Source organism: Micromonospora narathiwatensis (genome assembly GCF_900089605.1).
Taxonomy (GTDB): Bacteria; Actinomycetota; Actinomycetes; order Mycobacteriales; family Micromonosporaceae; genus Micromonospora; species Micromonospora narathiwatensis.
On record NZ_LT594324.1, the window covers coordinates 6033527 to 6058489 of the forward strand.

General features: G+C 73.9%; 27 protein-coding genes and 1 tRNA gene. 15 read left to right on the forward strand and 13 right to left on the reverse strand.

What is annotated here, in order from left to right:
- Positions 1–19: 19 nt before the first annotated feature.
- The 3 genes from GA0070621_RS26680 to GA0070621_RS26690 all read left to right on the forward strand — a co-directional run bounded on the left by GA0070621_RS26680 (position 20) and on the right by GA0070621_RS26690 (position 2530).
- Positions 20–886, forward strand: a complete 867-nt coding sequence (locus tag GA0070621_RS26680) for a PHP domain-containing protein (protein WP_091200901.1) — start codon at positions 20–22, stop codon at positions 884–886.
- Positions 887–926: 40 nt separating this feature from the next.
- The gene (locus GA0070621_RS26685) at positions 927–1541 is read left to right on the forward strand and encodes a MarC family protein (protein WP_091200907.1); all 615 of its coding nucleotides are present in this window, start codon (positions 927–929) and stop codon (positions 1539–1541) included.
- A gap of 143 nt (positions 1542–1684) precedes the next feature.
- On the forward strand, positions 1685–2530 hold the full coding sequence (locus tag GA0070621_RS26690; RefSeq protein WP_231921104.1) for a RecB family exonuclease: 846 nt from the start codon (positions 1685–1687) through the stop codon (positions 2528–2530).
- A 4-nt stretch (positions 2531–2534) separates the two neighbouring features.
- Here the strand turns inward: GA0070621_RS26690 and GA0070621_RS26695 are convergent, their stop codons facing one another.
- Both GA0070621_RS26695 and GA0070621_RS26700 read right to left on the reverse strand, forming a co-directional pair.
- Entirely contained in the window at positions 2535–3386 is an 852-nt protein-coding gene (locus GA0070621_RS26695; protein ID WP_091200911.1) for an oxygenase MpaB family protein, read from the reverse strand.
- Positions 3387–3432: 46 nt separating this feature from the next.
- Positions 3433–3861 carry a Fur family transcriptional regulator gene (locus tag GA0070621_RS26700; protein WP_091200913.1) on the reverse strand — a complete coding sequence of 143 codons (429 nt, stop codon included), beginning with the start codon at positions 3859–3861 and terminating at the stop codon, positions 3433–3435.
- 173 nt (positions 3862–4034) lie between these two features.
- On the opposite strand from GA0070621_RS26700, the gene GA0070621_RS26705 reads away from it, so the two are divergent.
- Entirely contained in the window at positions 4035–4517 is a 483-nt protein-coding gene (locus GA0070621_RS26705; RefSeq protein ID WP_091202880.1) for a DUF2231 domain-containing protein, read from the forward strand.
- Positions 4518–5204: 687 nt separating this feature from the next.
- Positions 5205–5381, forward strand: a complete 177-nt coding sequence (locus GA0070621_RS26710; protein ID WP_167667443.1) for a hypothetical protein — start codon at positions 5205–5207, stop codon at positions 5379–5381.
- A 10-nt stretch (positions 5382–5391) separates the two neighbouring features.
- On the opposite strand, the gene GA0070621_RS26715 is transcribed toward GA0070621_RS26710, so the two are convergent.
- From GA0070621_RS26715 to GA0070621_RS26725, 3 genes are all read right to left on the reverse strand, one after another.
- A complete protein-coding gene (locus tag GA0070621_RS26715) occupies positions 5392–5859 on the reverse strand; it encodes a flagellar biosynthesis protein FlgA (protein WP_167667446.1) in 468 nt (155 codons plus the stop codon).
- A gap of 311 nt (positions 5860–6170) precedes the next feature.
- On the reverse strand, positions 6171–6512 hold the full coding sequence (locus GA0070621_RS26720) for an FmdB family zinc ribbon protein (RefSeq protein WP_091200919.1): 342 nt from the start codon (positions 6510–6512) through the stop codon (positions 6171–6173).
- 61 nt (positions 6513–6573) lie between these two features.
- Positions 6574–7239 (reverse strand): 5-formyltetrahydrofolate cyclo-ligase, encoded by a 666-nt coding sequence (locus GA0070621_RS26725; RefSeq protein WP_091200921.1) that lies wholly within the window; start codon positions 7237–7239, stop codon positions 6574–6576.
- Between the two features lie 83 nt (positions 7240–7322).
- Here GA0070621_RS26725 and GA0070621_RS26730 point away from each other — a divergent pair, with 83 nt between their 5' ends.
- From GA0070621_RS26730 to GA0070621_RS26760, 7 genes are all read left to right on the forward strand, one after another.
- Positions 7323–9650 (forward strand): diguanylate cyclase, encoded by a 2328-nt coding sequence (locus tag GA0070621_RS26730; protein ID WP_167667448.1) that lies wholly within the window; start codon positions 7323–7325, stop codon positions 9648–9650.
- 9 nt (positions 9651–9659) lie between these two features.
- On the forward strand, positions 9660–10655 hold the full coding sequence (locus GA0070621_RS26735) for a UTP--glucose-1-phosphate uridylyltransferase (RefSeq protein ID WP_091200923.1): 996 nt from the start codon (positions 9660–9662) through the stop codon (positions 10653–10655).
- Positions 10652–11965, forward strand: coding sequence for a molybdopterin molybdotransferase MoeA (locus GA0070621_RS26740; RefSeq protein WP_091200925.1), 1314 nt, complete (start codon positions 10652–10654; stop codon positions 11963–11965). The genes GA0070621_RS26735 and GA0070621_RS26740 overlap by 4 nt, the downstream gene beginning before the upstream one ends.
- Positions 11966–12002: 37 nt before the next feature.
- Complete coding sequence (locus GA0070621_RS26745; protein ID WP_091200927.1) at positions 12003–12647, forward strand: GNAT family N-acetyltransferase; 645 nt, start codon at positions 12003–12005, stop codon at positions 12645–12647.
- Positions 12648–12831: 184 nt separating this feature from the next.
- A complete protein-coding gene (gene sepX / locus GA0070621_RS26750) occupies positions 12832–13617 on the forward strand; it encodes a divisome protein SepX/GlpR (protein WP_091200928.1) in 786 nt (261 codons plus the stop codon).
- A 102-nt stretch (positions 13618–13719) separates the two neighbouring features.
- Entirely contained in the window at positions 13720–14280 is a 561-nt protein-coding gene (locus GA0070621_RS26755) for a dihydrofolate reductase family protein (protein WP_091200930.1), read from the forward strand.
- Positions 14281–14450: 170 nt separating this feature from the next.
- Positions 14451–14524 (forward strand) — tRNA-Ala (locus tag GA0070621_RS26760).
- A gap of 65 nt (positions 14525–14589) precedes the next feature.
- Here the strand turns inward: GA0070621_RS26760 and GA0070621_RS26765 are convergent.
- From GA0070621_RS26765 to GA0070621_RS26775, 3 genes are all read right to left on the reverse strand, one after another.
- Complete coding sequence (locus GA0070621_RS26765; RefSeq protein ID WP_091200932.1) at positions 14590–14784, reverse strand: general stress protein CsbD; 195 nt, start codon at positions 14782–14784, stop codon at positions 14590–14592.
- Between the two features lie 94 nt (positions 14785–14878).
- The gene (locus GA0070621_RS26770; RefSeq protein ID WP_157740077.1) at positions 14879–15544 is read right to left on the reverse strand and encodes a hypothetical protein; all 666 of its coding nucleotides are present in this window, start codon (positions 15542–15544) and stop codon (positions 14879–14881) included.
- 79 nt (positions 15545–15623) lie between these two features.
- Positions 15624–16535: a LysR family transcriptional regulator gene (locus tag GA0070621_RS26775; protein ID WP_167667450.1), complete on the reverse strand. Its 912-nt coding sequence runs from the start codon at positions 16533–16535 to the stop codon at positions 15624–15626.
- Between the two features lie 71 nt (positions 16536–16606).
- On the opposite strand from GA0070621_RS26775, the gene GA0070621_RS26780 reads away from it, so the two are divergent.
- Positions 16607–17770, forward strand: coding sequence for a TDT family transporter (locus tag GA0070621_RS26780; protein WP_091200936.1), 1164 nt, complete (start codon positions 16607–16609; stop codon positions 17768–17770).
- Between the two features lie 118 nt (positions 17771–17888).
- Here the strand turns inward: GA0070621_RS26780 and GA0070621_RS26785 are convergent, their stop codons facing one another.
- The gene (locus GA0070621_RS26785; protein WP_157740078.1) at positions 17889–18395 is read right to left on the reverse strand and encodes a YcnI family protein; all 507 of its coding nucleotides are present in this window, start codon (positions 18393–18395) and stop codon (positions 17889–17891) included.
- 321 nt (positions 18396–18716) lie between these two features.
- Positions 18717–19373 carry a 4'-phosphopantetheinyl transferase family protein gene (locus GA0070621_RS26790; RefSeq protein WP_091200940.1) on the reverse strand — a complete coding sequence of 219 codons (657 nt, stop codon included), beginning with the start codon at positions 19371–19373 and terminating at the stop codon, positions 18717–18719.
- A gap of 199 nt (positions 19374–19572) precedes the next feature.
- Here GA0070621_RS26790 and GA0070621_RS26795 point away from each other — a divergent pair, with 199 nt between their 5' ends.
- Positions 19573–19842 carry a hypothetical protein gene (locus GA0070621_RS26795; protein ID WP_091200942.1) on the forward strand — a complete coding sequence of 90 codons (270 nt, stop codon included), beginning with the start codon at positions 19573–19575 and terminating at the stop codon, positions 19840–19842.
- A gap of 53 nt (positions 19843–19895) precedes the next feature.
- On the opposite strand, the gene GA0070621_RS26800 is transcribed toward GA0070621_RS26795, so the two are convergent.
- The 3 genes from GA0070621_RS26800 to GA0070621_RS26810 form a co-directional block, all read right to left on the reverse strand.
- The gene (locus GA0070621_RS26800; RefSeq protein WP_091200944.1) at positions 19896–20669 is read right to left on the reverse strand and encodes a peptidase; all 774 of its coding nucleotides are present in this window, start codon (positions 20667–20669) and stop codon (positions 19896–19898) included.
- 2 nt (positions 20670–20671) lie between these two features.
- Complete coding sequence (locus tag GA0070621_RS26805) at positions 20672–21952, reverse strand: VWA domain-containing protein (RefSeq protein ID WP_091200946.1); 1281 nt, start codon at positions 21950–21952, stop codon at positions 20672–20674.
- Between the two features lie 360 nt (positions 21953–22312).
- A complete protein-coding gene (locus GA0070621_RS26810; protein ID WP_091200948.1) occupies positions 22313–24025 on the reverse strand; it encodes a dolichyl-phosphate-mannose--protein mannosyltransferase in 1713 nt (570 codons plus the stop codon).
- Between the two features lie 92 nt (positions 24026–24117).
- Between GA0070621_RS26810 and rsmI the strand changes: the two genes are divergently transcribed.
- On the forward strand, positions 24118–24957 hold the full coding sequence (gene rsmI, locus GA0070621_RS26815) for a 16S rRNA (cytidine(1402)-2'-O)-methyltransferase (RefSeq protein ID WP_407940362.1): 840 nt from the start codon (positions 24118–24120) through the stop codon (positions 24955–24957).
- Positions 24958–24963 lie beyond the last annotated feature (6 nt).

Below are 24963 nucleotides of genomic sequence, written 5' to 3' on the forward strand. Positions count from 1 at the left end.
GGGCGGTAGCGTCGGCGAGGTGACCGTTGCCGCCCGGATCGACCTGCACGCCCACTCCACCGCCAGCGACGGCACCCTCAGCCCGGCTGAGCTGGTCCGGGCCGCCGCCGACACCGGCCTCGACGTCGTCGCGATCACCGACCACGACACCACCGCGGGCTGGGACGCCGCGGTCCGCGCCCTGCCGGCCGGGCTCATCCTGGTCCGCGGCGCGGAGATCTCCTGCCGTTGGTACGGCGTCGAGCCGCCGATCCCGCTGCACCTGCTCGCGTACCTCTTCGACCCGAACGAGCCGGAGCTGGTCGCGGAGCTGGCCCGGGTCCGGCGGGCCCGGGAGGAACGTGGCGAGCGGATCGTACGGCTGTTGCAGGCCGACGGCATCGACGTGAGCTGGTCGGAGATCCTGGCCGGCGCGGCCGGCGGAACGGTCGGCCGGCCGCACATCGCCCAGGCGCTGATCCGCGCCGGGCTGGTGGCCACCACCACCGAGGCGTTCGCGCCGGACTGGCTGGGGGAGCGGTACCGGCTGCCCAAGGAGGACATCGACGTGTTCCGGGCGGTGGCACTCATCCGGGCGGCCGGCGGGGTGCCGGTCTTCGCCCACCCCCGGGCCTCCCGACGCGGGCGGATCGTGCCGGACGAGCTGATCGTGGCACTGGTGGCGGCCGGGCTGGCCGGCCTGGAGGCCGACCACGAGGACCACACGCCGGCCGAGCGGGCCCACGTCCGGGGGCTCGCCGCCGAGCTGGGCCTGCTGGTCACCGGGTCGTCGGACTTCCACGGCACGCACAAGACCGTCCAGCTCGGCGCGCACACCACCCACCCCGAGGTGTACGAACGCCTCGTCGCCCTGGCCAGCGGGGTGACCCCGGTCGCTTCGGGGTGACCCGCGTTTTGATCCACTGCGACGCGGCTACCGTGTTCGGGTGGATCTCAAGCTCTTCGGCGCGGTCTTCGTGACCCTGCTGGTGATCGTCGACCCGCCCGGCATGTTGCCCATCTTCCTCGCGCTCACCGGGCCGCTGCCCGCGCGCGACCGGAACCGGGCCGCCTGGCAGGCCGTCGCGCTGGCGCTCGGGGTGATCGTGGTCTTCGCCGTCGCCGGGCAGACCCTCCTGGCCTACCTGCACGTCTCGCTGCCGGCGTTGCAGGCCGCCGGCGGGCTGCTGCTGGTGCTGGTGGCGTTGGAGCTGTTGACCGGCAAGGCCGACGATCCGAGCCAGCAGAGCACCTCCAACATCGCCCTGGTGCCGCTGGGCACCCCGCTGCTGGCCGGGCCGGGCGCCATCGTCGCGACCATGCTCTTCGTGCAGCAGGCCGGTGGGTTCACCGACTATCTCGCGATCGCCCTCGCGATCGTCGCGGTGATGGCCACCGTCTGGGTGGCGCTGCGCTTCTCCGGCGTGATCGTCAAGGTCCTCCGGCCGGGCGGCATCGAGGTGCTGACCCGGATCGCCGGCCTGCTGCTGGCCGCCATCGCGGTGCAGCTCATCGCCGACGCGGTGGCCGCCTTCGTGACCCAGTACGTCACCACGCACTGACCCGCCGGCCCGTCGTCGCCGGCGTGTCGTACCGGGATGGCAGGATCTCAGGCGTGCGACGACCCTCCCCGACCGGACGACCGACCGGCGGCCGGCCGCCCCGGCCCCGCCCAGAGCAGGCCGAGCAGCTCGGCTTCGAGGGGATGCCGGAGCGCCTCTTCGTCTGCACACCCAGCAAGCTCGGCGCGTACGCCGACTGCCCCCGGCGCTACCGCTACTCCTACGTCGACCGGCCCGCGCCGCCCAAGGGGCCACCGTGGGCGCACAACTCGCTCGGCGCCAGCGTCCACACCGCGCTGAAGAACTGGTACGCGCTCGCGCCGGACCGCCGCCGCCCCGAGGCGCTGGGCACGCTGCTCAAGGGCACCTGGGTGCGCGAGGGCTACCGCGACGACGAGCAGGAGCGGGACGCCTTCCGCCGGGCGCTGGCCTGGCTGGAGTCGTACGTGGCGGGGCTCGATCCGGCCGACGAGCCGGTCGGGGTGGAACGGGTGGTCGCCGTCAAGACCGGGGTGCTCGCGTTCAACGGCCGGGCCGACCGGATCGACTCCCGTCCCGGTCCCGACGGGCGGCCCGAGCTGGTCATCGTCGACTACAAGACCGGCCGCACCGGGCTGGACACCGACGACGCCCGCGGCTCGCAGGCCCTGGCCCTCTACGCGTACGCGGCCGAGCGGGTGTTCCGCCGGCCCTGCCGCCGGGTCGAGTTGCACCACCTGCCCACCGGCACGGTCGCCGCGCACGAGCACACCGCCGAGTCGCTGCACCGGCAGTTGACCCGGGCCGAGGAGACCGCCCGGGACATCATGGCCGCCGAGCGGGCGGTCGCCGACGGCACCGACCCCGACGAGGCGTTCCCCACCACCCCGGGGCCGCGCTGCGGCTGGTGTGACTACCGGCGCACCTGCCCGACGGGGGCGCAGACGCCCGGCAAGGAGCCGTGGTCGGCCGTGGAACGGCCCGCCGACCCGATCTCCGGCCTCGACTGATCCGTCAGGCGGTGGTGAGCCGGGCCGCGCGTTCTCTGGCGGCCTGCTGCAACGGCCCCTCCCGATAGCGGCGCGGCAGCGCCGCCAGGGCCAGCCGCAGCGCCCGGACGCTCAGATCCGCCGACAGCGCGGTGGTGGGCAGGCCCAGGCCGCCGTACAACCGGCGGGCCCAGGCCGGCAGCAGCGCCAGCGCGGTGCCGGCGATCCCCAGGTACGCCCAGCGCGGCGGGCCGAGGTGCAGGCCGAGCCGCGCCGGCAGGCTGAGCTTCCACGGGATCGGCGGGGCGGTCAGGAAGAGGGCGGTCTCGGCCGCCTCCCTTGTCATCCGCAGCTGCGGACGGATCCGCCGGTAGTAGTCGGCCACCTCGGCGGCGGTGCCCGGCACGTCGGCCGGGTCCAGCCCGACCAGGGCCGCCGTCCGGCGCTGCTCGGTGTAGTAGGCGTCGACCTCGGCGTCGGTGAGGGCGAGCCCGGCCCGACGGGCGGTGCTGACGAACGACTCGACCTCGGCGACGTGCACCCAGCGCAGCAGCTCCGGTTCGTCGATCCGGAACCGCTCACCGGTGAACGGGTCGGTGGCCCGCATCCGGCCGTGCAGCGTACGCAGCCGGTGGCCGGCCGACTCGGCCTCGGCCACGGTGCCGTAGACCGTCGTCGCCACGTAGTTGGCGGTCCGGACCAGCCGGCCCCACGCGTCGGTGCGGTAGTTGCTGTTCTGGGCCACGCCGGCCATCGCCCGGGGGTGCAACGCCTGGAGGTAGAGCGAACGCAGGCCGGCGACGATCAGGATCGGCTCCGCGTGCACCTTCCACGTGACCGATCCCGGACCGAACAGGCCGAGGTCATCGGTGTCCACCGCCCAAGGGTGCCACGCGCCGGACCGGCCTCGTACCGGCCCGCTGTCAGTCGTCGGCGGAGCGGCGGGTCTGACAGGTGGGGCAGAGACCCCAGAAGGTCACCTCCGCCTCGTCCACCTCGAAGCCGTGCGTCGTGTCCGGATCGAGGCAGGGGGCGCTGCCGGTCGCGCAGTCGATGTCGGCGATCTCGCCGCAGCCGCGGCACACCACGTGGTGGTGGTTGTCCCCGGCGCGCGCCTCGTAGCGGGCGGGACTGCCGGCCGGCTCGATACGGCGGGAGAGCCCGGCCCGGGAGAGCGCCGCGAGCACGTCGTACACGGCCTGCGTGGAGACCGAGTCGAGGCGCTCCCGCACCCGGCGGGTGATCTCGTCGACCTCCAGGTGGCCGCCGTCGGCGAGGACGTCCAGCACGGCGAGGCGCGGTCGGGTGACCCGCAGGCCCCTCGACCGGAGCAGTTCCTCACCGCTGGACATGAGCTAATGACAGCACGCGTTTCCGGAGGCGACAACCGAGCCGGAACCGGGGTGGCCCGGGACACAGGGTGAACCGCACCGGTGAAACGCGCGTGGGTCGGTGTGACGAACGGCGACGGCGGGAGCCCCGTCGTACGCTGACCGCGCGGTTCGGTCTACTCGTGGGGGTGTCGGTGTTCAGGGAGATCAGCGGGCTGCCGGGCCACGTCCTGGTCATACACGCCGTCGTGGTGCTGGTGCCGCTGCTGGCGTTGGCCTCCGTCGCGTACGGGGTGCTGCCCCGGTGGCGGTCCCGGCTCGACTGGGCGGTGGCGGGCCTCGCCGTGGTGACTCCGATCGCCACCTTCGTGGCGAAGGAATCTGGCGAGGCGTTCGAGGAGGCGCTGCGGCAGCGGGGCCTCGGTGGCGAGTTGCTCAGGAAGATCGAGGAGCACTCCGAGTACGGCAGCACCCTGCTCTGGTTCACCATCGGGCTGGCGGTGGCGGCGCTGCTGCTCCTGCTGGTCACCAGCGGCCTCGCCCGGGTACGCGCCCTGCCCCGCTGGCTGGCCCCGGTGCTGACCGGGGTGGTGATCGTCCTCGCGGCCTTCGCGCTGGTGTACGTCTATCAGACCGGCGACACCGGCGCACAGGCTGTCTGGAGCGGAACACTCTGACCCTCGGTCAGAAGATCACCCGCGAGCAGAGCAGGCACGTCAGGATCACCAGCACCACCCCGGCGACCGCCCCGATGCCGTAGGTGAGCCGCTGGGACTGCTGCTCCGCCTGGTCCATGGCGGCCATGTTCTGTGGCGGCAGCTGCCGAGGTGGGGTGGGCCGTACGTGCACGGGCGGTCGCCAGCCGGGCGGGGGAGGAGTGGTCGGCGGTGGACCGGAATATCCGCCGGCCGGGGCACCGCCGCCGGACCAGCCACCACCGGCCCCACCACCACCGGGCCAGTCGCCATCAGCGGACCGTGGCTGGCCATTGACGGGGTGCCCGTCCGCGCCCGGTGCGGGCCTTGCCCACGAACTGTCCGCCTGACCCGCGGCCGACCACGGACTGGGCGACTGCCCCGGGTCGGGCCGGGGAGCGGCGGGCGGGCCGACATCGGTCGCCGGCTCGCCGGGCCGGTCGGCGACAGCCGGCTCGTCGGGGCGGCCGCCGCCGAGCCTGCCCTCCGGCTGGTCCGGTGTCGGGTGTCGCCAGAACTCGTCCTCGGGGCTGCCACCGCTGGGCGTCGTCACGCCGTCCGACGCTACCAACGCCCCGGCCGGTCGGCTCGCCGGACGCGACGGGCGAGCCGACCGGCGGCGCGTCGGACGATCGGGTTGCTTCCCTCGCACCGGTATCCTTGCCGCTCGTGAGCGATCCCGGCATTCGTGGCGCCCGCGGCGACGACGACCGCGTGGTCGACCTCAGCGACGACTTCGTGGTGCTGCCCGAGCAGACCACCGACGACACGGACCGTGGCTGGGGCGAGCGGTCCGGCGGCAACGACGACTGGCTGTTGGCCGAGCGCCCACCGCACTGGGACTGAAACTGGCGGATCATCCGCGTACCACCACCGCGAAGCGGCTGCCCTCGGGCACTCCGACGGCCCGTTGCGCCTGCTCGGGCCGGAGCGCCAGGTAGAGCGCGGAGGACCCGTCGAGCGCCCCGGCGCCCACCACGTCGAGCACCAACGCCCGCGGGGCGAGCAGGGTCGCCTCCCCGGCCGCCGTGCCGGCCGGTACGACCAGCAGGTCCACCCGGGCACCCGGACGGAGCACCGCGAGGGCAGCCGGCTCGGCCAGCCGGACCGGCACCCCGACCGATCCGCCGGGCAGTGGCAGCGCGTCGTTCGGGCGGCCGTCGGCCGGTGACGAGGAAGGCGCGGCCGGGGCGGGTGGGGCCGGGGTCGCGCCGGGCGGGCAACCGGCCGGGGTCTGGAGGACCGCGGCGGCCAGGCCGAGCAGCGCCGCGACCAGCACCACCCGGAGCAGGCTCCCGCCCCGCGGCAGGCCCCGCCACCGCACCGGCCGCAGTGATCCTTCGCCCGCCACCACCCGCGCCTCCCGCTCGCCGACTCGCCCGAACGCCGGCAGCCTAGGAACGCGGAGCGAACTTACGCCGGCCGGAGGCGGCACCCTGTGGATAACCCAGCGGCCTGTGGACAACCCCCAAACCTCGCCCGCCTCTGCTAGTCACCCCGGGTCCGTTCTCGGCCGTCCGGTGGCTCTTGGCAGGAAAAGGTGGCCATTCGCGCCGGAATGACCACCTTTTCGCAAATCGCGCAGATCTTGAGCGGGTGGGCGCCGGTGGGTGGTGCGGGCGCCAGCGGTGGGTCTCAGGAAGAAGAGGAGGAACTGGTGGAGCTGCTGGCGGCCGGGGCCTTGGCGGACGATCCGCCGGTCGAGGCCGCCGAGCCGTTGCCCGACCCGTTCGACGAACTCGACGACGACTCGGACTTGGCCGGCTTGCTCGTGGTGCTCGTCGCGCTGTCGGACCCCTTGGAGCGCGAGTCGGTGCGGTAGAAGCCGGAGCCCTTGAACACGACGCCGACCGAGTTGAAGACCTTGCGCAGCCGCCCCTCGCACGCGGGGCACTCGGTCAGCGGCTCGTCGCTGAAGGACTGCACCGCCTCGAGCTGGTGGCCGCACGCGGTGCAGGCGTACTGGTACGTAGGCACGTTCTCCTCCGGATCTGGCACGGCCGGTTGGCACTCGACGGATTCGAGTGCCAATGGTGCGTCATGGCACCCGGGTTCGTCCAGCGGAAGCGTTCGGTTCCACACCGGGCACCACCGGCAGCGTACGCAGCCGGCCGGCGGGGGTGATCACAGCGCGTACCGGCCGGTCGTGCGGCTGTGCCGGCACCGCCTCGACCAGCTCCCCGTCGTGCAGCAGGGCCACCGTCAGGGCGGCCGCGGGCACCCGGGCCAGCACCCGGTCGTACGAGCCGCCGCCCCGTCCCAGCCGCCGTCCCCGGTGGTCGACGGCCAGGGCCGGGACGATCACCAGCTCCGCCGTGGCCACGGCGGAACGGCCCAGCCGGGGCCCGGTCGGCTCGCGCAGCCCCCGCCCGGCCGCCCGCAGCGACGCCGTGCCGGCGTATGCGGCCCAGTCCAGGTCCAGGTCGTCGCGGAGCACCGGCAGCAGCAGCTCCGCCTCCGGCGGGAGCGCCGCCCGCAGCACCTCCGGGAGTTCGCCGCCGCCCGGCTCCGAGCCGACCGGCACGTACCCGGTCATCCGGGCCGGGCGGAGCCGGCGTACCAGGGAGAGCAGCTCGGCCTGAACGCACGCCGCCGCCTCCGCCCGCCGGGCGGCGGACAGCGACCGGCGGTGGGCGAGCAACGCCACCCGCAGGTCGCGCTTTGCCTCATGTGCGACATCCGCTCCATCAGAAAATTCCGGCACGCAACACTCCTGACACAACGCTTGCCTCCCGGTCGCTCTGTGTCAGCATCGCAACAAGGGGCGCGGAACTTCCGGGGGGAAGCTTGACGCTACGCGGGCGGTTGACGGCGGCCTTCCTCGCGGTGGTGCTCGGCCCGATACTGCTCGGCGCGTTCTTCGTCGGATCCATGATGTCGGCCGTCGACCGCAGCCGCTCCACCGAACGGCTGGGCCTGGCCGCCGCCGGGGTGCGTACCTCGGTGGACGCCCTCTGCCAGCAACTGCGCGCGGCGGCCGACGCGGTCGCGCTGGTCAGCGACCCGGCCGCCCGGCCCCGCGCGGCGGACCAGGTGGTGGGGCGTGGGCTGGCCGCCGCCGTGCTGATCACCGACAACGCCGGCCGGACCAGCTACGCCACCCCGGATGGTCCGGCCGGGCCCTGGCAGGACTGCGCCGGCGAGTCGTCGGTCGCCGGCCCGGTCCGCGCGCTCGCCGCCCGGGTCCAGCTCCGCGACGCCGCCGGCGTCGACCTGGGCACGGTCGCCGCCGCGCAGCCCGTCGACCCGGCCTTCGTCGCGCGGCTCGCCGCGGTGACCGGCGTCGCGGTCACCCTCCTCGACGAACCCTCCGGCACCGACCGGGTCACCCACACCACCGAAACCCAGGAGGTACGCGAGGCGGTGCTGGCCGCCGCCCGCACGGTCGACGGAGACCGGGTCACCGAGACCACCGACGGCCGGTACGTCCGCCGGCTCGGCCCGTCCCCGCGGCAGCCGCTGCCGCTGGTCCTCTCGGTCCCCGGCGAGCGCCCACCGGGCCTGTACGCCGTCCTCGTCGGCGCGGTCGCGCTCGCCGCGGCGCTGGCCGTGCTGGCCGCCGGGCGGCTGGCCCGGGTGACCACCCGTCCCCTGGTGGAGTTGGCCGGCGCGGTGGACCGGGTGGCGCACGGCGACCTGACCGCCCGGGTGCCGGTGCGCAGCCGGGACGAGATCGGCCGGTTGGCCCGGGCGTTCAACCGGATGACCCGGGAGACCGGCAGCTACGTGGCGGCCCTGACCAGCAGCCGGGACCAGTTGCGCGGTCACCTGGCGGTGCTCGGCGACACCCTGGCCAGCACCCACGACCTGCAACGCATCCTGCGGGTGATCCTGCACAGCGCGATCGCCGCGACCGGCGCGCGGGCCGGCGCGGTGCTGCTGCTCGACGGTGACGGCGTGCTCGTCGGCCGGTGCGTCGAAGGGCTGGACGGGCGCTGGCCCACCACCGACCGGTCCGACCCGGCGACGCTGCGGGTCCCGGTCGGGACCGGGGTGGTCGGCACGGTGGCCGCGACCGGCGAGCCGCTGCGCGGCCGGTGGGAACCGGCGCACGTCCCGAGCGGGGAACCGACCTGCGAGACGTACATCGCGGTGCCGTTCGCCGCGTCCGGGGCGGCGGAGCTGGGCGGGCGCGCCGGCTCCGACCGGCCCGGCCACCCGCCGGCCGACGATCCGGGGTCGTCGTCCGACCCGGGCGGCTCCGACAACTCCAGTGCGGCCGGCGGCCATAATTCGGCCTCCGCGCCGCTGGGCGGCGCTCCGGACCGAACGAAGGCCGGTCTGACGCCGCGCCGCGACCTGGAGCCGTCGTCGGGCGCGCTCGGGGTGCTGGCCCTCTACGACCGGCTCGGGGCGGACGAGTTCGACGACGACGACCTGTTCACCCTGCGGACCTTCGCCGGGCACGCGGCGGTGGCGGTGGAGAACGTCCGGGTGCACGAGGAGGCGCAGCGGCTCTCCCTGACCGACCCGCTGACCGGCCTGTGGAACTACCGCTATCTGCGTGAGTCGATCCGGCGGGAGGTGGAGCGGGCGAACCGGTTCGGTCGGATGCTCAGCGTCCTCGCCCTCGACCTGGACCGGTTCAAGGACGTCAACGACACCTGGGGCCACGCCGCCGGGGACGCCGTGCTCGTCGAGTTCGCCCGCCGGGTACGCGGCGAGATCCGCGAGGTGGACCTGGCGTTCCGGCAGGGCGGCGAGGAGTTCGTGGTGCTGCTGCCGGAGACGGACGCCCGGGGCGCGGCCATCGTCGCCGAGCGGCTCGGCGCGGTGGTCCGGGAGCATCCGGTGCCGGTCGACGGGCACGGCGGGCTGCGGGTGCCGGTGACCGTCTCCATCGGCATCGCCGTCTACCCCGACCACGCCGCCACCGGCCAGCAGGTGCTCGACGCCGCCGATGACGCCCTCTACGCGGCCAAGTCCGCAGGTCGGGACGGTTACCAGCTGGCCCGGCAGCCAGACCCGGCAGCCACCCGGGAGATCCCGGTGGTGTCCGCCGCGGTCAGCCCACCCGACGGGCTGCCCAGGGCCGGCGCGGCGGACCCCGCCGGCGCGGGTCAGGGCGGCGCGTCTTCTGGTCCTCACCCGCCGCGGCAGAGCCGTGGCCGATAGTCTCGCGACATGTCGGAGCACTCAGCGAACCCCTCAGCGGCCGCCGCGTCCGGTCGCTCCCGCGCGGTCAAGGCCGTCATCCCGGCCGCCGGCCTGGCCACCCGGTTCCTGCCGGCCACCAAGGCGGTCCCGAAGGAGCTGCTGCCGGTCGTCGACCGGCCGGTGCTGCAGTACATCGTCGAGGAGGCCACCCAGGCCGGCATCAGCGACGTGCTGCTGATCACCGGGCGCGGCAAGACGGCCATGGTGGACCACTTCGACCGCCGCCCCGACCTTGAGGAGCGGCTGGCGAAGAAGCCCGAGCTGCTGGCCGCGGTCAGGCGCACCGAGGACCTGGCCGAGATCTACACCTGCCGGCAGCCCGAGCAGCTCGGCCTCGGCCACGCCGTCGGGTACGCCGAGTCGCACGTCGGCGACCAGCCCTTCGCGGTGCTGCTCGGCGACGAGTTCGTCAAGATGGACGAGCCGCTGCTGCCGGCCATGCTGGAGCTCCAGGCCCGTACCGGCGGCATCGTGCTGGCGTTCTTCGAGGTCGACCCGGCCGACACCAAGCGGTACGGCATCGCCTCGGTCGAGCCGGCCGAGCCGGAGTTCACCGACATCGCCGAGGTCGTCAAGGTCACCGGGATGGTGGAGAAGCCGAACCCGGAGGACGCCCCGAGCAACCTCGCCGTCCTCGGCCGGTACGTGCTGCCGGGGCGGATCTTCGACGCGATCCGGCGGACCGAGCCGGGCAGCGGCGGCGAGATCCAGCTGACCGACGCGATGGAGCTGCTGCGTACCGAGGGGGTGCCGGTGCACGCGATCGTCTACCGGGGCACCCGCTACGACACCGGCATGCCGCTCGGCTACCTCCAGACCGTCGTCCAGATCGCGGTCGAGCGCGAGGATCTGGGCGCCGAGTTCCGCAAGTGGCTGGCCGAGTTCGTCAACCGGGGCGACGAGACGGTCACCTCGGCGATCCTGGACGGGGTACGCAAGGCGTCGGGCGGTCCCAATACATGACCGCGACGGCCGACGCCGAGGCGGCCGCGAACGAGTTGACGCCGCTCGCCGACTACCTGGGCAGTGTGCTGCGCAGGTTACGCGCGCTGCCTCCGCTCGACCTCGACCTCACCCAGGCGTACGGCAACGTCCTCGCCGAGGACGTCGTCGCGCCGCACTCGTACCCCGCCTTCGACCAGGCGGCGGTGGACGGGTACGCCGCGCGGTGGGAGGACATCTCCGGAGGGAGCCGGGGTCCGGGCTACGGCCCGGCCCCCTCCGGCGTGCCCGGTGGCCGCGTCATTCGGCTGAACGTGGTCGGCGACCTGGGCGCGGTGAGCTGGCGACCGGTCCGGCTCACCCCCGGGTCCTGCTTCTCGGTGGCGGCGGGGGCACCGCTGCCCATCGCCGCCGACGTGGTGGTCCCGGTGGAGTGGACCGACCAGGGCATGGCCGTGGTGGAGATCTTCCGCACCCCCAAGCGCGGTTACGGCGTCCGCCGCGCCGGTGAGGAGCTGCCCGCCGGCAGCCTGCTCGCCCGTGCCGGCGCGTACGTCTCACCGGCCCTGGTCGCCGTCTTCGCCGCCACCGGCATCGGGCACGTGGTGGTCCGGCCCAGCCCGCGCGTGGTCATCGTGGCCACCGGCGACGAACTGGTCGACGTCGGCCGGGCCAGCCAGCCAGGCCAGGTGGTGGACACCAACTCGCACGCGTTGACGGCCGCCGCGGCCGAGGCGGGCGCGCTGGCCTACCGGGTGGGGATCTGCGACGACGACCCGGAGGCGCTGCGCGGCCTGCTGGAGGACCAGACGCTGCGGGCCGACCTGATCATCACCACCGGCGGCACCGGCACCGGGCCCGGCGACATGGTCCGCCGGATCCTGTCCCGACGGGAGGGCGGCCGGGCCGGGCCGGTGGCCTTCACAGAGGTCGCCCTCTATCCCGGAACCGCTCTCGGATTCGGTACGGTCGGCGCCGAGGAGGTGCCGGTGGTCTGTCTACCCGGTGAGCCCGGCGCGGCGCTGATCGGCTTCGAGGTGCTGGCCCGTCCGGCCATCCAGCTGCTGGCGGGCGCCGAGCCGGTGTTCCGGCCCAGTGTCCGGGCGCACCTGCTGGAGACGGTCTCGTCGCCCGGCGGGCTGCGCGAGTTCCGCCCCGCGCACGTGGCCGAGCGGCGTGGTGGCGGTTACACGGTCCAGCCGCTCGCCGGCGGGCCGTTCACCCTTTCCGGTCTGGCCGAGGCGAACGGCCTGCTGGTCCTCGGCGAGCGGGTCACCACCGCCGCGGCCGGGTCCACGGTGGACGTGCTGCTGCTGGACCGACGCAGGTGAGCCCGAGCCCCACGGCCGCGAGCGGAAGGCCGACCCGGTGAGCCTGTTTCGACGTCCGCCCGGCTGGCCGGTGGTGCTGGTGGACGGTCCGGTGGTGCTGCGTCCGTACCGGCGCTCCGACGCCGCCGCCTGGTCGGAGATCCGGCGCGCGAACCGGGCCTGGCTGTCCCCCTGGGAGTCCCATCTGCCCGGCGGTTGGGACGAGCTGAACTCGCCGGCCGCGTTCCGCTTCGTCCACGCCGACCAGCGCCGCTCGGCGCGTACCGGCGACGGGATGCCGTTCGCCGTCTGCCTGCGTGAGGACGGGCAGGAGCGGCTGGTCGGGCACGTCAACCTCGGCAGCATCGTCCGCCGGGCGTTCTGCTCCGGGTACGTCGGCTACTGGGTGGACTCCCGGGTGGCCGGTCGCGGCGTGATTCCCACCGCCGTCGCGTTGGCCGTGGACCACGCGTTCGGCCCCGGCGGGCTGCACCGGATCGAGGTGAACATCCGGCCGGAGAACAAACCGTCCCGGCGGGTGGTGGAGAAGCTGGGCTTCCGCGAGGAGGCGTACCACGTCCGCTACATGCACATCGACGGCGCCTGGCGGGACCACATCGGATACGCGATGACCAGCGAGGAAGTGGCCGCCGAGGGCGGACTGCTGGCCCGCTGGCACCGCGTACGTGACAGTCGCGGGTGAAGCGTCCCACCTGCCACGCCCGGCGCGGCGTACGGTCAACCCGGTCGGCGGCCCGTAACCTCAAGTAACTGCAAGCTGTGGCAAGCGCTGCGTGACTGCATGATCTGCGCCGTGACCGATGGTTGACGGAACAAGTTGCGGTCGTATGGCGCGGGCCCGAATTTTGGTGACGGGAGGGGTGAGGGTGCCGACCTCGGTGCTCCTCGCCGTCCTCGCCGCCGCCGGCCTGCTCGCCCTCGCGCCGGCGCTGGTTCGCCGGTACGACGCCACCGAGCGGCTGGTGGCGGAGCGGGCGCAGTCGACGGCGCGGGTGCTCCAGCGCCACCGTCGGCGTCGTACCGTGCCGGGACGGCGACCGGTCCGGCCGCCCCGCTCCCTTGTCGTCACGCTGAGTGAGAACGCGGATACGAAGGGTCTGGTCGCACCGGTCTCCGCGCCGCCCGCAGCCCGCCGGTCCGGGCGGCTCCGATCGGTGCCGCCCACCCCGGCCAGGTCCCGTCGACGGCACCCGCCGAAGCGCCGCCACACCCCGGCGATCTACCGCCGGCGCCGGGTGCTGGCCGCGCTGCTGCTGCTCAACTTCGTCGAGCTGATCGGCGTGGTGCTGGTCGGCCCCGGGTTCTGGATCAGCGTCTCGGTGACCGGCACCCTGCTCGTGGCGTACGTCGTACACCTGCGGAAGCTGGCGCTGGCCGACCGCCGGCGGCGGCGCGCGGAGGCCCGGGAGGCGGCCTGGCTGGCCGCCCGCCAGGCCGAGGTGCGCCGCGAGCAGGCGAGGCGCGCCGCGGCCCGCCGGGAGGCCCAGCGGCGGCTGGCCGTCCAGCGCGAGGCGGTCCGGCGTACGGCGATGGGGCTGGACCTTCCTTCCGACCTGCCCCGGGCCGCGAGCGGGGGCTCGGTCTCCTACCGGCGGGCCGGCGGCCTGCGCGGCCGGGCCTACGAGGCCGGACGCGGTTCGCACAGCGCCTGAGAAAAATCTTGGGCCGGGTTGTCGAATCCGGCGGGCGCCGTTCGACGGGTTGATGAAGGCCGGCGCGGAGCCGGCCACGACCGACGAACAGGAGCGCGGGCCATGGCCAAGATCGTTTCGAACTTCTTCATCTCGCTGGACGGCGTCGTGGAGCGGCCGGACCAGTGGCACTTCCCCTACTTCGACGACGAGATGGGCGCCGCCGTCGGGCGCGGGGTGGAGGCGACCACGGCGTTCCTGATGGGGCGCCGGCAGTACCAGGAGTGGGCGGAGTTCTGGCCGAACCACGGCGGGGGCGAGGACGCCGGCTTCGCGACCTTCATCAACTCGGTGCCGAAGTACGTCCTGTCCAACACGCTCACCCAGGCGACCTGGCAGAACTCGACCCTGCTGTCGGGTGACCCGGCGCAGGTCGCCGCGCGGCTGCGGGAGATCAAGGAGCGGGCCGACGGGGAGATCGCCATGTCGGGCAGCGCCACCACGGTCCGGTGGCTGCTGGCCAACGGGCTGCTGGACGAGCTGCGGCTGCTGGTCCACCCGATCGCCGTGGGGCGGGGCCAGCGGCTGTTCGAGGACACCCCGACGCACCCGCTGCGCCTGGCGAGCCACGAGACCTTCAAGTCCGGCGTCCTCAACCTGACGTACGTCCCCGAGGCCGCCTAGCGGGCCCCGCATGTTGAGATCTTGGTAGGTTCGGGCCCCTCGGGGGCCTGTTCCTACCAAGATCTCCTCATCGGGTGGGGCGGTTCGCGTCGGAGGTGCCGGACCTGTTAGCCTTAGCGCCGGCCCGCCCGGTGCAAGCCGGGTGGGACCGACGCTGGTACGCCAGCGGAGGGGCTGTGGCGCAGACCGGTAGCGCACCTCGTTCGCATCGAGGGGGTCAGGGGTTCAAATCCCCTCAGCTCCACTTCAGTTGAAAGGCCGCCTCCCAGTCCGGGAGACGGCCTTTTTGATCTTCTGGGCGTTTTCGAATCAGCTGCTGAAGTCGTCCCGCGCGTCCCGTGCGTCCTCCTGGACGTGCTCACCGGGCTGCTCGCCCCGGATCTCATCCCGCCGCGCCACCCGTTCCGCTTCCGACCGCTCGTTCTGGGCCATGTTGCCCATTCGGGCCCGCGCCGCGCCGGCCACCCGCTCGACCTTGTCCTTCGCCCGCTCGGTAGAGCTCATGTCGGCTCCCTGTCGTTGTGGCGAACCGGGGGCGGCGTCCGCCCCCTCTCGGTTCCGGATTCCCCGTTCGTCCGTGGGTGGAAACCCTGGTCGGCTACTGAGCTGGCACCCGCACGACCCTGAGCTGCGGGGGTGGCAGACACACGGACTCGTACGCGTACTGCCAGGGGCGGGGCGGCACCTGGTAGGTGAGGTCGCGCGGTTTTCCGTCCGCGGGGCGGACGGATATCACGACCGGGACGGACTCGTTCGGCACCGGCGTGGTGCAGTCGACCGTCACCCAGGCGGCGAACGACCGCAGCCCTGGCCGTACGACGTCGGGGCCGACCGCGCTGAGTGCGAGGCTGCCCTCCACGGCCTGGATGTCGGTGACCTCCACCGGCAGGGGGCCGGTGTTCGCCACGATCACCGATGACTTGATTCTGGCCAACGGCCCGTCCCGCTCGACGCCGGCTATCTCGGCTTGCGCGAGGACATACACGGAAGCAGCCGACTCCTCGGCCAGACGCTGATGCCGGGCCTGCCACCGGTAGGTGCCGACAGCAGCCGCGGCTGCCGTGCCCAGCAGGAGGGCAAGGACCAGCGGCAGGGAGACCTGCCTCGACCGGAGCGCCTGCCAGCCGTGCCGTTGCCCGTCCGGATCGGGACACGCGGGCTGCTCCCGCGTGGCGTCCAGGTCGATCACCGGCGTATCTCGCTGGTCGGGGCGCTCATGCGTCGACACGAACACCTGCCGCCCGTTGCCCGTCTGCTCCCGCACGTAGGGCACGCTACCCCGGTGTCCGGCATCCCTTGTGGCCACGCATCTCGCCGCGCTGACCGGTCTCGCCGGGCATCGATTACCTGTGCCGCCCCGCGATCGCGTAGAGGTCGCGGGCGGGGCCGATGAGCTGCGCGCCGGCCGGCCAGGCGGCGCGGAGCCGGCGGTGCAGGGCGAGGCCGGTGACGGGTACGCCGGTCAGGGTGCCCGCCGCGAGTTCGGTGCTGACCGCCAGCGAGCTGAGTACGGCCGGGCCGCTGCCCGCCGCGACGGCGTGCTTGATGGCCGTGGTCGAGGACAGTTCGAGCAGCGGCGCGGCGAGCACGTCGATGTGGTGCTCGCGTAGGGCGGTCTCCAGGGCGCGGCGGGTGCCGGAGCCGGCCTCCCGGGACACCAGCGGGGTGGCGGCGAGTTCGGCCGGGGTGATGCCGCGCCGGCGACGGGCCCACGGGTGGGTGGGGGCGACGACGACGGTGAGCCGGTCGGCGGCGACGGTGGCGGCATCCAGGCCGGGCGGCAGGTCGGGGCCCTCGACGAAGCCGAGGTCGACGTTGCCGGCGAGGAGCCGGGCGGCCACCTCCGCGGAGTTGGCGGCCCGCAGCGTGACGGTCAGGTCCGGGTGCCGGGCGCGCAGCGCCACCAGCCACGCCGGCAGCAGGTACTCGGCGACGGTCTGGCTGGCGGCGATGGTGAGCCGGCTCTCGTGCGAGCTGCGCAGGGTCTGTACGGCGGCGGCGAGCGAATCGGCGGCCTCCACCACGCCACGGGCCCAGTCGGCGATCAGGGCTCCGGTGGAGGTGAGGACGGTGCCACGGGGAGTGCGGTGCAGCAGGGTGAGGCCGAGGCGACGTTCCAGGTGACGGAGCCGGGCGCTGGCGGCCGGTTGGGAGACGCGGTGTTCCGCCGCGGCCTGGCCGATGCTGCCGAGGCGGGCGACGGACAGCAGCAGGTCGAAGCTGGTCAGGTCGGTCACCTGTGGCGGCAGAGGCATAAGGGCAGGTTATGGCTCGGTACGGAATCGATGCCTACCGGCCCGGTCGCGGCGGCCCGACAGTCGATCACATGAACACCCTGCCCCAGCCACCTACCCTGCCGCGTCGTCGCCCCGACGTCGTCGGGCGGCCCGCGCCGCTGTCGGCGCTGGCGCAGCCGCGCGACGTCTTCGCGTACCTGGGGCCGAACTGGTTCGCCTCGGTGATGGGCACCGGCATCGTGGCCACCGCCGCTGCCGGCCTGCCGCTGCGCCTGCCGGGCCTGCGGTTCGCCGCGACCGTGGTCTGGGCCGCTGCGGCGCTGCTGCTGGTGGCGCTCATCGCGGCGTGGGCGGTGCACCTGCGCCGGCACCGGAACACCGCGCTCGGGTACGCGGCCGATCCGGTGATGGCGCAGTTCTGGGGCGCACCACCGATGGCCCTGATGACCGTCGGCGGCGGTGCGTTGCTGCTGGGCGGTGCGTGGCTCGGCGAATCGGCTGCCGTGGCGATCGACCTCGTGCTGTGGAGCGCCGGGACCGGGCTGGGCCTGCTGACCACGGTGGCGATCCCGTACCTGATGATGACCCGGCACCGGATCGGGCCGGACGCGGCGTTTGCCGGCTGGCTGATGCCGGTGGTGCCGCCGATGGTCTCGGCCGCCAACGGGGCGCTGCTCGTGCCGTACCTGCCGCCCGGGCAGGCCCGGCTCGACCTGGTGATCGCCTGCTACGCGATGTTCGGCATCAGCCTGGCCGCCACCGTGATCATCCTGCCGCAGCTCTGGGCACGGCTGGTCACCCACCGGGTCGGCGCCGCGCGGATGGTGCCGACGCTGTGGATCGTGCTGGGGCCGCTGGGCCAGTCGATCACCGCCGCGCATCTGCTCGGCCGGGCCGCCGAAGGGGTCCTGCCCGACCCGTACGCGGCCGGCGCGCAGATGCTCGCTGTGCTCTACGGCGTACCGGTCATGGGTTTCGCCCTGCTCTGGCTGGCCCTGGCGGCCGCGATCACGGTGCGCACGGCGCGCGCCGGCCTGCCGTTCTCGCTCACCTGGTGGAGCTTCACCTTCCCCGTCGGCACCCTGGTCACCGGCGTCACCGGCCTGGCCGCCCGGTCCGGCTCGGCCCTGCTGGCCGCCCTCGCCGTGCTGCTGTACGCGCTGCTGCTCGCCGCCTGGGCGACGGTCGCGACCCGCACCGTCCGTGGCGCGTGGCACGGCCACCTCTTCCTCCCACCCACCACACCCGCCTGACCAGCTCCCCCGCGCTCACCACCCCCCAAGCCGTCGATCATGGAGTTGTGGACCGTGCAAAGCGCCGGTATCCCGACGGATCGGGCGCCACAACTCCATGATCGACGCGAGGGCGGGACTACCAGGCCGCGTTGATCACGTACGGGGCCGGGTTGGGCACACTGTGCCACTCCGCCACGCTGGGCGGGATCTCCACCCAGCGGTTCTCGCCCACCTCGCACTCCTGGACGGTGGGGAACCACAGCACCTCGGGCGCCTTCCGGTCGATCCGGAAGCCCAGGCCGAAGAGTTGGACGTCATGGTCGGGCAGCGGCCCGCCGACCCACGCCACCTCGACCACCTGGCCGTAGCCGTGGCCGTTGCCGTGCGCCCGGGTGACCTCGACGGTCCAGCCGGGCACGGGGTCCGGGTCGACGAGGTGCACGCCCTCGGGAATCCGCACCCGTACGGCCGTCGTCGGGGAGCCGTCACACCCGTGCCCCACCCGGAACGCGGTGTGGAACGATTTCGTGTCGGCCGTGTTGGGGGTGGTCACCACGTGCGCGCTGGCCGGCACCGCCGCGACCCCAACCGCCACGGCGGCTGCGACCAGCACGACACCGGCACGTCGCATCAGTTTGCTCATTCGTCTCCTCCAGACGCTGTGGATGCGCGTAGCCGCCAGCCGGTCGGCTCCCGGCCCTGCACCGGGAGTCAGCATCGTGAGGGTCCGGGGCTGTGTCTTCGCTCAGATTGCTGCGTTCGCCCGGGATGGTGGTGAACGATCACCAACGCGGTGGGACACCCGCTCCGGCCGCCGCCACAAGCCCTGCCGATCCGTCTTGACCAGCGCAAACACGACCCGTCCGGGTGATGTCACGGACGCGGCCGACGGTGCCGACCACCCCCAGAAGCAGCCCGTCCACACCACGATGCCACCGGGCCGCCGGATAGGGGTGGTGCGGCGTCAGCGGGGTGCCAGCACGGCGGCGGCGCGTACCAGGCCGGTGTCGACCGTGAACCGGCCGGTGATCGATGCCGGGGGATCGGGCACCGGGGCGGCGGCGACCCGCGCCGGCGCGATCCGGGCGGTGAAGGTGCCCGCCTCCGGGTCGAGCGTCACCCGGGCGTCGTGGAAGTCCAGCCATGTCCCGACCACCGGGTGCCAGACCTTGTACACGGTCTCCTTGACGCTGAACAGCACCGTCGGCCAGGGGAGACCGGCGGGCAGCCGGGCGAGGTCCGCCTCCTCCTCGGGCAGGCAGATCGCCCGGCGTACCCCAGGGTTCAGCTCGCGGGGCCGCTCGGCGTCCATGCCGACGGCGCGGAAGTCGGTGGCGCGGGCGGCGGCGGCCGCGCAGTAGTCACGGGTGTGGGTGATGGTGCCGACGGCACCGGCCGGCCAGACCGGGGAGCGGTCGGCGGCCGAGGTCACCGGCACGGCCGGCAGCCCGAGCCCGGCCAGGGCCCGGCGGGCGCACACCCGGCCGGCGGTGAAGTCCCGGCGTCGGCTGGCCACCGCCCGGTCGCCGAGGCAGGCCCGCTCGGCCGGCAGCAGCACGCCGGACCAGTCCTCCGGACCGGCCACGGCCACCGCGACCGCCGGTGGCAGGAGGTCACGCACCGGACAGCCGCGTGGGGCGTCGTCGCAGGTGGGAGGGGTTTTCCGCGCCTGCGGCGTGGTTCGTGGCGGCCATGGATGGTGAACGTACCGTAGGGATGTAACGCCACAGCGTTGGGTGGCGCTGTTGGGACGTCACGGGGCTGGCCACGTCCATTGGCGACGGCCGACAGGACCCGTCCACTTGCGAGAGGAAGTGCCGATGACGCCTGGTGCGAAGGCGTCGGGCCCGGGACCGGACGATCACGCGCCGGTGACCCCCGACTGGAACTGCGGCTCGTGCGGCGAGGAGTGGCCCTGTGCCACCAAACGCATCCGGCTGTTGGACGAGTATCAGGTGGACCGGGCCGCGCTGAGCGTCTACCTGGGTTCCTGCCTCGCGGCGGCGACGCAGGACCTGCACGCCGCGCCGGTGGTGTCGTTGCAGGCCCGGTTCATCGGCTGGGTGCCGCGCGGCGGGCGTACCTTCTGACGGTTGCTCCGGTGGCCGCCGCGTCCACTCGCGCGACGGCCACCGGAGGTCCCTCAGGGGCGGCGGGGTCGCCGGGTGAGCGCGAAGCCGACCACGCCGGCCACAGCGGCGAGCACGCCGCCGGCGGTGGTCCAGACCCAGCGCGAGCCGGCCTCCGGGAGCCAGCCGGTGAGGCTGGTCTCCGCCTCGGCGACCGGTTCGGGCGTCGGCTCGGTGGTGAGCACGGTGCCGGCCCGGGTGTTCGGCACCAGCGGCGCCTCGAGCTTTCCGTCGTCACCGGACGCGCCGCCCTCGCCGTCCACGCCGACCAGCAGGTCCACGTCGATCGGCAGGCCCAGGTCGGGCTCGGGCAGGTCGGTCACCGCGAGTCGGACGTAGTAGGTGCCGGGCAGCGGGTCACCGGACCACGGCTCCGCCCACGGCCGGACCCGGCGCAGCGTGCAGCCCAGGGTGACGCTGGTCGCCGCCGCGTCGGCGGTCGGGGTCTGCGCCCCGGCCGTGCAGGCCTGCCGGCGGCGCAGCCCGTCGAAGACGTCGACGGCCCAGGTGGACTTGCCGGTGCGGCCCTTCGGGAAGGAGACCGTGGCGGTGATCTGGTGGGTCTGCCCGGCGTCGGCCCGGAACGACCAGTAGAGGTGGTCGCCGGTCGACGCGCCCACCTGGACGGGCTGCCCGGCGGTGATGGCGGTGGCGGTCAGGAACGAGGTGCCGGACTTGGTGACCGTGGTCGCACCGGGGGAGGGCGTCGGGTCCGCCGAGGCGGCGGCCGGGGCGAGGGTCAGCCCGGCGGCGGCCAGCGCCGCCGCGGACCGGATCAGCGTACGCATCCTCAGTTCTCCCTCCAGGTGGCGACCCACCAGCGGGTGAGCAGCCCGGTGACCAGCCCGGTGACGAGCCCGGCCAGGGTGAGCAGGAGCAGCAGGGCCCAGCTGCGGCCGAGGTCCGGCCCGTCCGGGGCGGGGGAGGCGGCGACCACGTCGACGGTCAGCTCGACGGGCATGCCCGGGGTGGCCTCGGTGCCGGGGCGGGGGGCGAACGAGTTGCTGACCACCAGGCACACCGTCTGCGCGGTCACGGTGCCGGTCGGGGACGGGGTGGGGGTGTCCTCCTCGACCGCCGACCAGCGCAGGCCGGCGGAGACCACGTCGGTCCGCCCGCTGCCGGCGTCGACCCCCCGGACCAGCTCGCGCCCGTCCGGCGCGGTGGCCCGCAGCAGTACGCCGTAGTCGGGGTTGACCGGCCGGTCCAGCGCCACGCTGACCGAGGCGCGCAGTTCCTGGCCGGGCCGCACCGGCACCCGGTACCAGCGGTGCTCGGAGAACGCCTCCCGGTCGGTGTAGACGCCGGGGCCGAGCAGTGGCGCGTTGGCGCACTCGGCCGACCCGCCGACCACCGTCGGGGCGGCGGTGTACGTGTCCCGGGCCCGGTCCACGAGCTGCTTGATCCGGCCGGTCAGCTCGTCGGCGCTCTGCGCCGCCGTGTACGTGCCGCCGGTCGCGCCGGCGATGCAGAGCAGTTGCCGGCGTACCTTCTCGTCGGGGGCGAGGCCCAGCGTGTCGACGACCAGCTTGGTGCCCTGGGCGGCCAGCTCGCGGGCCACCTCGCAGGGGTCGGGCGGGGCACAGGTGTCCTCGCCGTCGGTGATCAGGACGATCCGGCGGGCGGTGCTGCCGGTGCCGAGGTCCTGCGCGGCGGAGCGGAGCGCCAGCCCGACCGGGGTGAAGCCGGTCGGCCGGAGCGTGGCCACGGCTGCCTTGGCCTGCGCCCGGTTCACCGGGCCGACCGGCACGATCTGCTGGGTGTCGAGGCAGCCCTGCTTCTTGTCCTTGCCGGTGTAGGTGGCCCCGAGCACCCGGATGCCGAGTTGGGTCTCGTCCGGCAGCGCGTCGACGACCTCGTTGAACGCCTGTTGGGCGACGGAGATCCGGCTGCGTCCGTCGATGTCGCGGGCCCGCATCGAGCCGCTGACGTCGAGGACGAGTTCGACCTTGGGCGGCTCGGCGGGGGTCTCGGTGGGGTTGTCGACGGCCTTGGCGGGCGCCGGACCGATCAGCGCGGTCGTCGCCAGCAGTCCGAGCAGGACGGCCGTCGATCGTCTCTTGTTGATCACCGGGCGAAGTGTAGTGAGATCCACTTTGGAAGATCATCCGGGTCCGCCGACCGCTGGTCGGCCGGCGCGTCGGCGGATGATCGCCGGTGATGGTCCGGTCACCGTGCGCGTCCGGAGGCGGTAAGGAATTCGTACTGTTCCGACCGTGTCACCCACGGTTAGTTGCCCGCTGTGGGGCAACTGTCGGAAGGGGTATTCGTCGGAAATCTGACTGGAGTCGACCCGTTGTGCGACTGCTCGAAGTGTGGTTAAGCTTCATCTGCGCGCCCCAATCGCCCGCTTCCCCCGTGGCAGGCGATCGGGGCGCGTCTTTTTGTGCGCCGGGACCGCCCGGTCATCCGTCGACCGGGCGGTCCCGGATCAGATCCAGCGGCCGTCCAGCCACATCCGGGCGGACCAGTCCGCGTAGGTCATCAACCGGCCCACGAAGATCGGGTAGAAGTAGCCGAAGCAGAGGGCCACCAGCAGCACGTACGCGCCCGCGATGACGCCACCCACCAGCCGGCGATCGGCGACGTCCTGCTGACTCGGTGGTGGCGCGCCGGCCGGGGCGGTGGCCGGCGCCGGTGCGGCGATCGCGCCGAGCACGTAGGTCACCGCCAACACCAGGAACGGCACCACCGGGGCGGTGTAGAAGGAGAACATCGTCCGGTTGTCGAGGGCGAACCAGAACCACGGCAGCAGGCCGGCGGCCACCGTGAGCAGGATCGCGCCGGCCCGCCAGTCCCGGCGGGCCAGCCCGAGCCAGGCCAGCGCAGCCAGTGCCGGCAGGAACGACCACCACAGCAGCGGGGTGCCGAGCAGCAGGATCTCCGAGGCGCAGCTCGGCGCGCCGCAGCCGCCGTCGCCGGACCAGTAGAAGGCGACCGGCCGGCCGAGCAGCAACCACTGCCACGGCCAGGACTGGTACTTGTGCGGGTCGTCGAGCTGGGTGTGGAAGCCGTACGCGGCCCGGTGGTACTCCCACAGGTTGATCAGCGGCCCGATGACCGGGGCGTCACTCAGCCCCGCGTTCGGGTAGCGGCTGGCCAGGCGGTAGTAGCCGTCATCGCTGAGCAGCCAGCCGGACCAGGTGGCGACGTAGGTCGCGACCATCAGCACCCCGGCCAGCAGCAGCCAGGGCAGCTCGTCCAGCAGGGCGTCCCGCCACGGGTGGCGTACGCCGGCCGACCGGCGTACGCCGACCTCCCAGAGGATCACCAGCAGCGCGAAGGCGGGCACGAAGTACAGCGCGCTCCACTTCACCGCGCAGGCGCAGCCGAGCAGCACGCCGGCGAGCAGTCGCCACCACGGCCACTCCCGCCAGGTCGAAGGCGGCCGGCCGGCCCGCCCCGGCCGAGACGGATCGAGCCCCGCCTCCAGCGCGCGGGTCCAGCGGCGTCGCCGGGCGTCCCGGTCCAGCACCAGGGCGCCGAACGCGGCCAGCACGAACAGCAGCAGGAAGATGTCGAGCAGCGCGGTGCGGGAGAGCACCAGGTGGAAACCGTCCAGGGCGAGCAGCAGCCCGGCCGCGCAGCCCAGCGTGGTGGAGCGGAACATCCGCCGGCCGATCCGCACCAGCAGCAGCACCGACAGGGTGCCGGCCACGGCCGCCGCGAACCGCCAGCCGAACTCCGGGGCGGTGGTCATCAGGTGCCCCGGCACGGAGATGTTCGTCTCCGGGTCCTGGTAGCCGAAGGCCCACTCGCCGAGCCCGATCAGCCACTTGCCCAGTGGCGGGTGCACCACGTACGAGGGGCCGTTGTCCTTGTAGTTCCACTCGACGCCCCGGTCGATCAGCCCGTACGCGTCCTTGGCGTAGTAGACCTCGTCGAAGATCTTGCCCTTGGGGCCGCTGAGCCCGAGGAACCGCAGGATCCCCGCGATCGCCACGACGACCGCGGTGGCCAGCCAGGCGTGCCCGTCGAGGCGGGCGTCGACGGTGGCGAGCCGCCGCCGTACGACGGCCGGGATACCGCCCCCGCCACTCGTCTCGGAACCGGCGGCCTGCTCGGTGGTGGACAGGTCGGCGGCCGGTCGGTCCGTGCCGGCCCGATCCGCGCTCGCGCTCTGTGCAGTCGACGCACTCGTCACCCGGCGATCGTAGGCTGCGAAGGTGCCCGGTGGCGCCTGTCGTCTCCGAGATTGGTACGGCTATCGATGAAGGAGCGCACTTGGTGGGTGAAATGTCCGAGGCTGGGCGGCTGGTGTTGCTCGGCGCACCGCTCGGCAATCCGGCCGACGCCTCGACCCGGTTCCGCGAGGTGCTCGCCACCGCCGACGTGGTCGCCGCCGAGGACACCCGGCGGCTCACCCGGCTGGCCCGCGACCTCGACGTGACCGTGCCCGGCCGGATCGTCTCCTACTTCGAGGGGAACGAGGAGCGGCGTACCCCGGAACTGGTCGAGGTGCTCGCCGCCGGCTACACGGTCGCCCTGGTCACCGACGGCGGCATGCCCAGCGTCTCCGACCCCGGCTACCGGCTGGTCCGGGCCGCCCTCGACGCCGGCGTTCCGGTCACCGCGGCCCCCGGCCCGAGCGCGGTGACCACCGCGTTGGCGCTCTCCGGGCTGCCCTGTGACCGGTTCTGCTTCGAGGGCTTCCTGCCCCGCACGCCGGCCGCCCGCCGGTCCCGGCTGCGGGCCCTCGCCGCCGAAGAACGCACCCTGGTCCTCTTCGAGGCGCCGCACCGCATCGCCGGCGCGCTGGCCGACCTGGCCGCCGTGTTCGGCCCGGACCGGTCCGCCGCGCTCTGCCGGGAGCTGACCAAGACGTACGAGGAGGTGGTCCGCCGGCCGCTCGGCGCGCTGGCCGAGTGGGCCGCGGCGGGTGAGCCGCGCGGCGAGATCACCCTGGTCGTGGCGGGTGCGCCGCCGGTCGCCGCGGTCCGGCCCGACGACGACACGCTCCGCGCCGCGGTGGCCGAGCGGGAGGCGGCCGGGCTGTCCCGGCGGGACGCGATCACCGAGGTCGCCACCGAGCACAACCTCCGCCGTCGCGACGTCTACGCCGTCGTGCACAGCTGACGGAAG

What these genes read in the sequence shown, in the direction of transcription:
- GA0070621_RS26785 (WP_157740078.1), bottom strand. Translation starts at nt 18,395, where the DNA reads ATGAGCAAACTGATGCGACGTGCCGGTGTCGTGCTGGTCGCAGCCGCC.
- GA0070621_RS26740 (WP_091200925.1), top strand. Translation starts at nt 10,652, where the DNA reads ATGACCGCGACGGCCGACGCCGAGGCGGCCGCGAACGAGTTGACGCCG.
- GA0070621_RS26765 (WP_091200932.1), bottom strand. Translation starts at nt 14,784, where the DNA reads ATGAGCTCTACCGAGCGGGCGAAGGACAAGGTCGAGCGGGTGGCCGGC.
- GA0070621_RS26735 (WP_091200923.1), top strand. Translation starts at nt 9,660, where the DNA reads ATGTCGGAGCACTCAGCGAACCCCTCAGCGGCCGCCGCGTCCGGTCGC.
- GA0070621_RS26755 (WP_091200930.1), top strand. Translation starts at nt 13,720, where the DNA reads ATGGCCAAGATCGTTTCGAACTTCTTCATCTCGCTGGACGGCGTCGTG.
- GA0070621_RS26700 (WP_091200913.1), bottom strand. Translation starts at nt 3,861, where the DNA reads ATGTCCAGCGGTGAGGAACTGCTCCGGTCGAGGGGCCTGCGGGTCACC.
- GA0070621_RS26800 (WP_091200944.1), bottom strand. Translation starts at nt 20,669, where the DNA reads ATGCGTACGCTGATCCGGTCCGCGGCGGCGCTGGCCGCCGCCGGGCTG.
- GA0070621_RS26780 (WP_091200936.1), top strand. Translation starts at nt 16,607, where the DNA reads ATGAACACCCTGCCCCAGCCACCTACCCTGCCGCGTCGTCGCCCCGAC.
- rsmI (WP_407940362.1), top strand. Translation starts at nt 24,118, where the DNA reads ATGTCCGAGGCTGGGCGGCTGGTGTTGCTCGGCGCACCGCTCGGCAAT.
- GA0070621_RS26690 (WP_231921104.1), top strand. Translation starts at nt 1,685, where the DNA reads ATGCCGGAGCGCCTCTTCGTCTGCACACCCAGCAAGCTCGGCGCGTAC.
- GA0070621_RS26795 (WP_091200942.1), top strand. Translation starts at nt 19,573, where the DNA reads ATGACGCCTGGTGCGAAGGCGTCGGGCCCGGGACCGGACGATCACGCG.
- GA0070621_RS26775 (WP_167667450.1), bottom strand. Translation starts at nt 16,535, where the DNA reads ATGCCTCTGCCGCCACAGGTGACCGACCTGACCAGCTTCGACCTGCTG.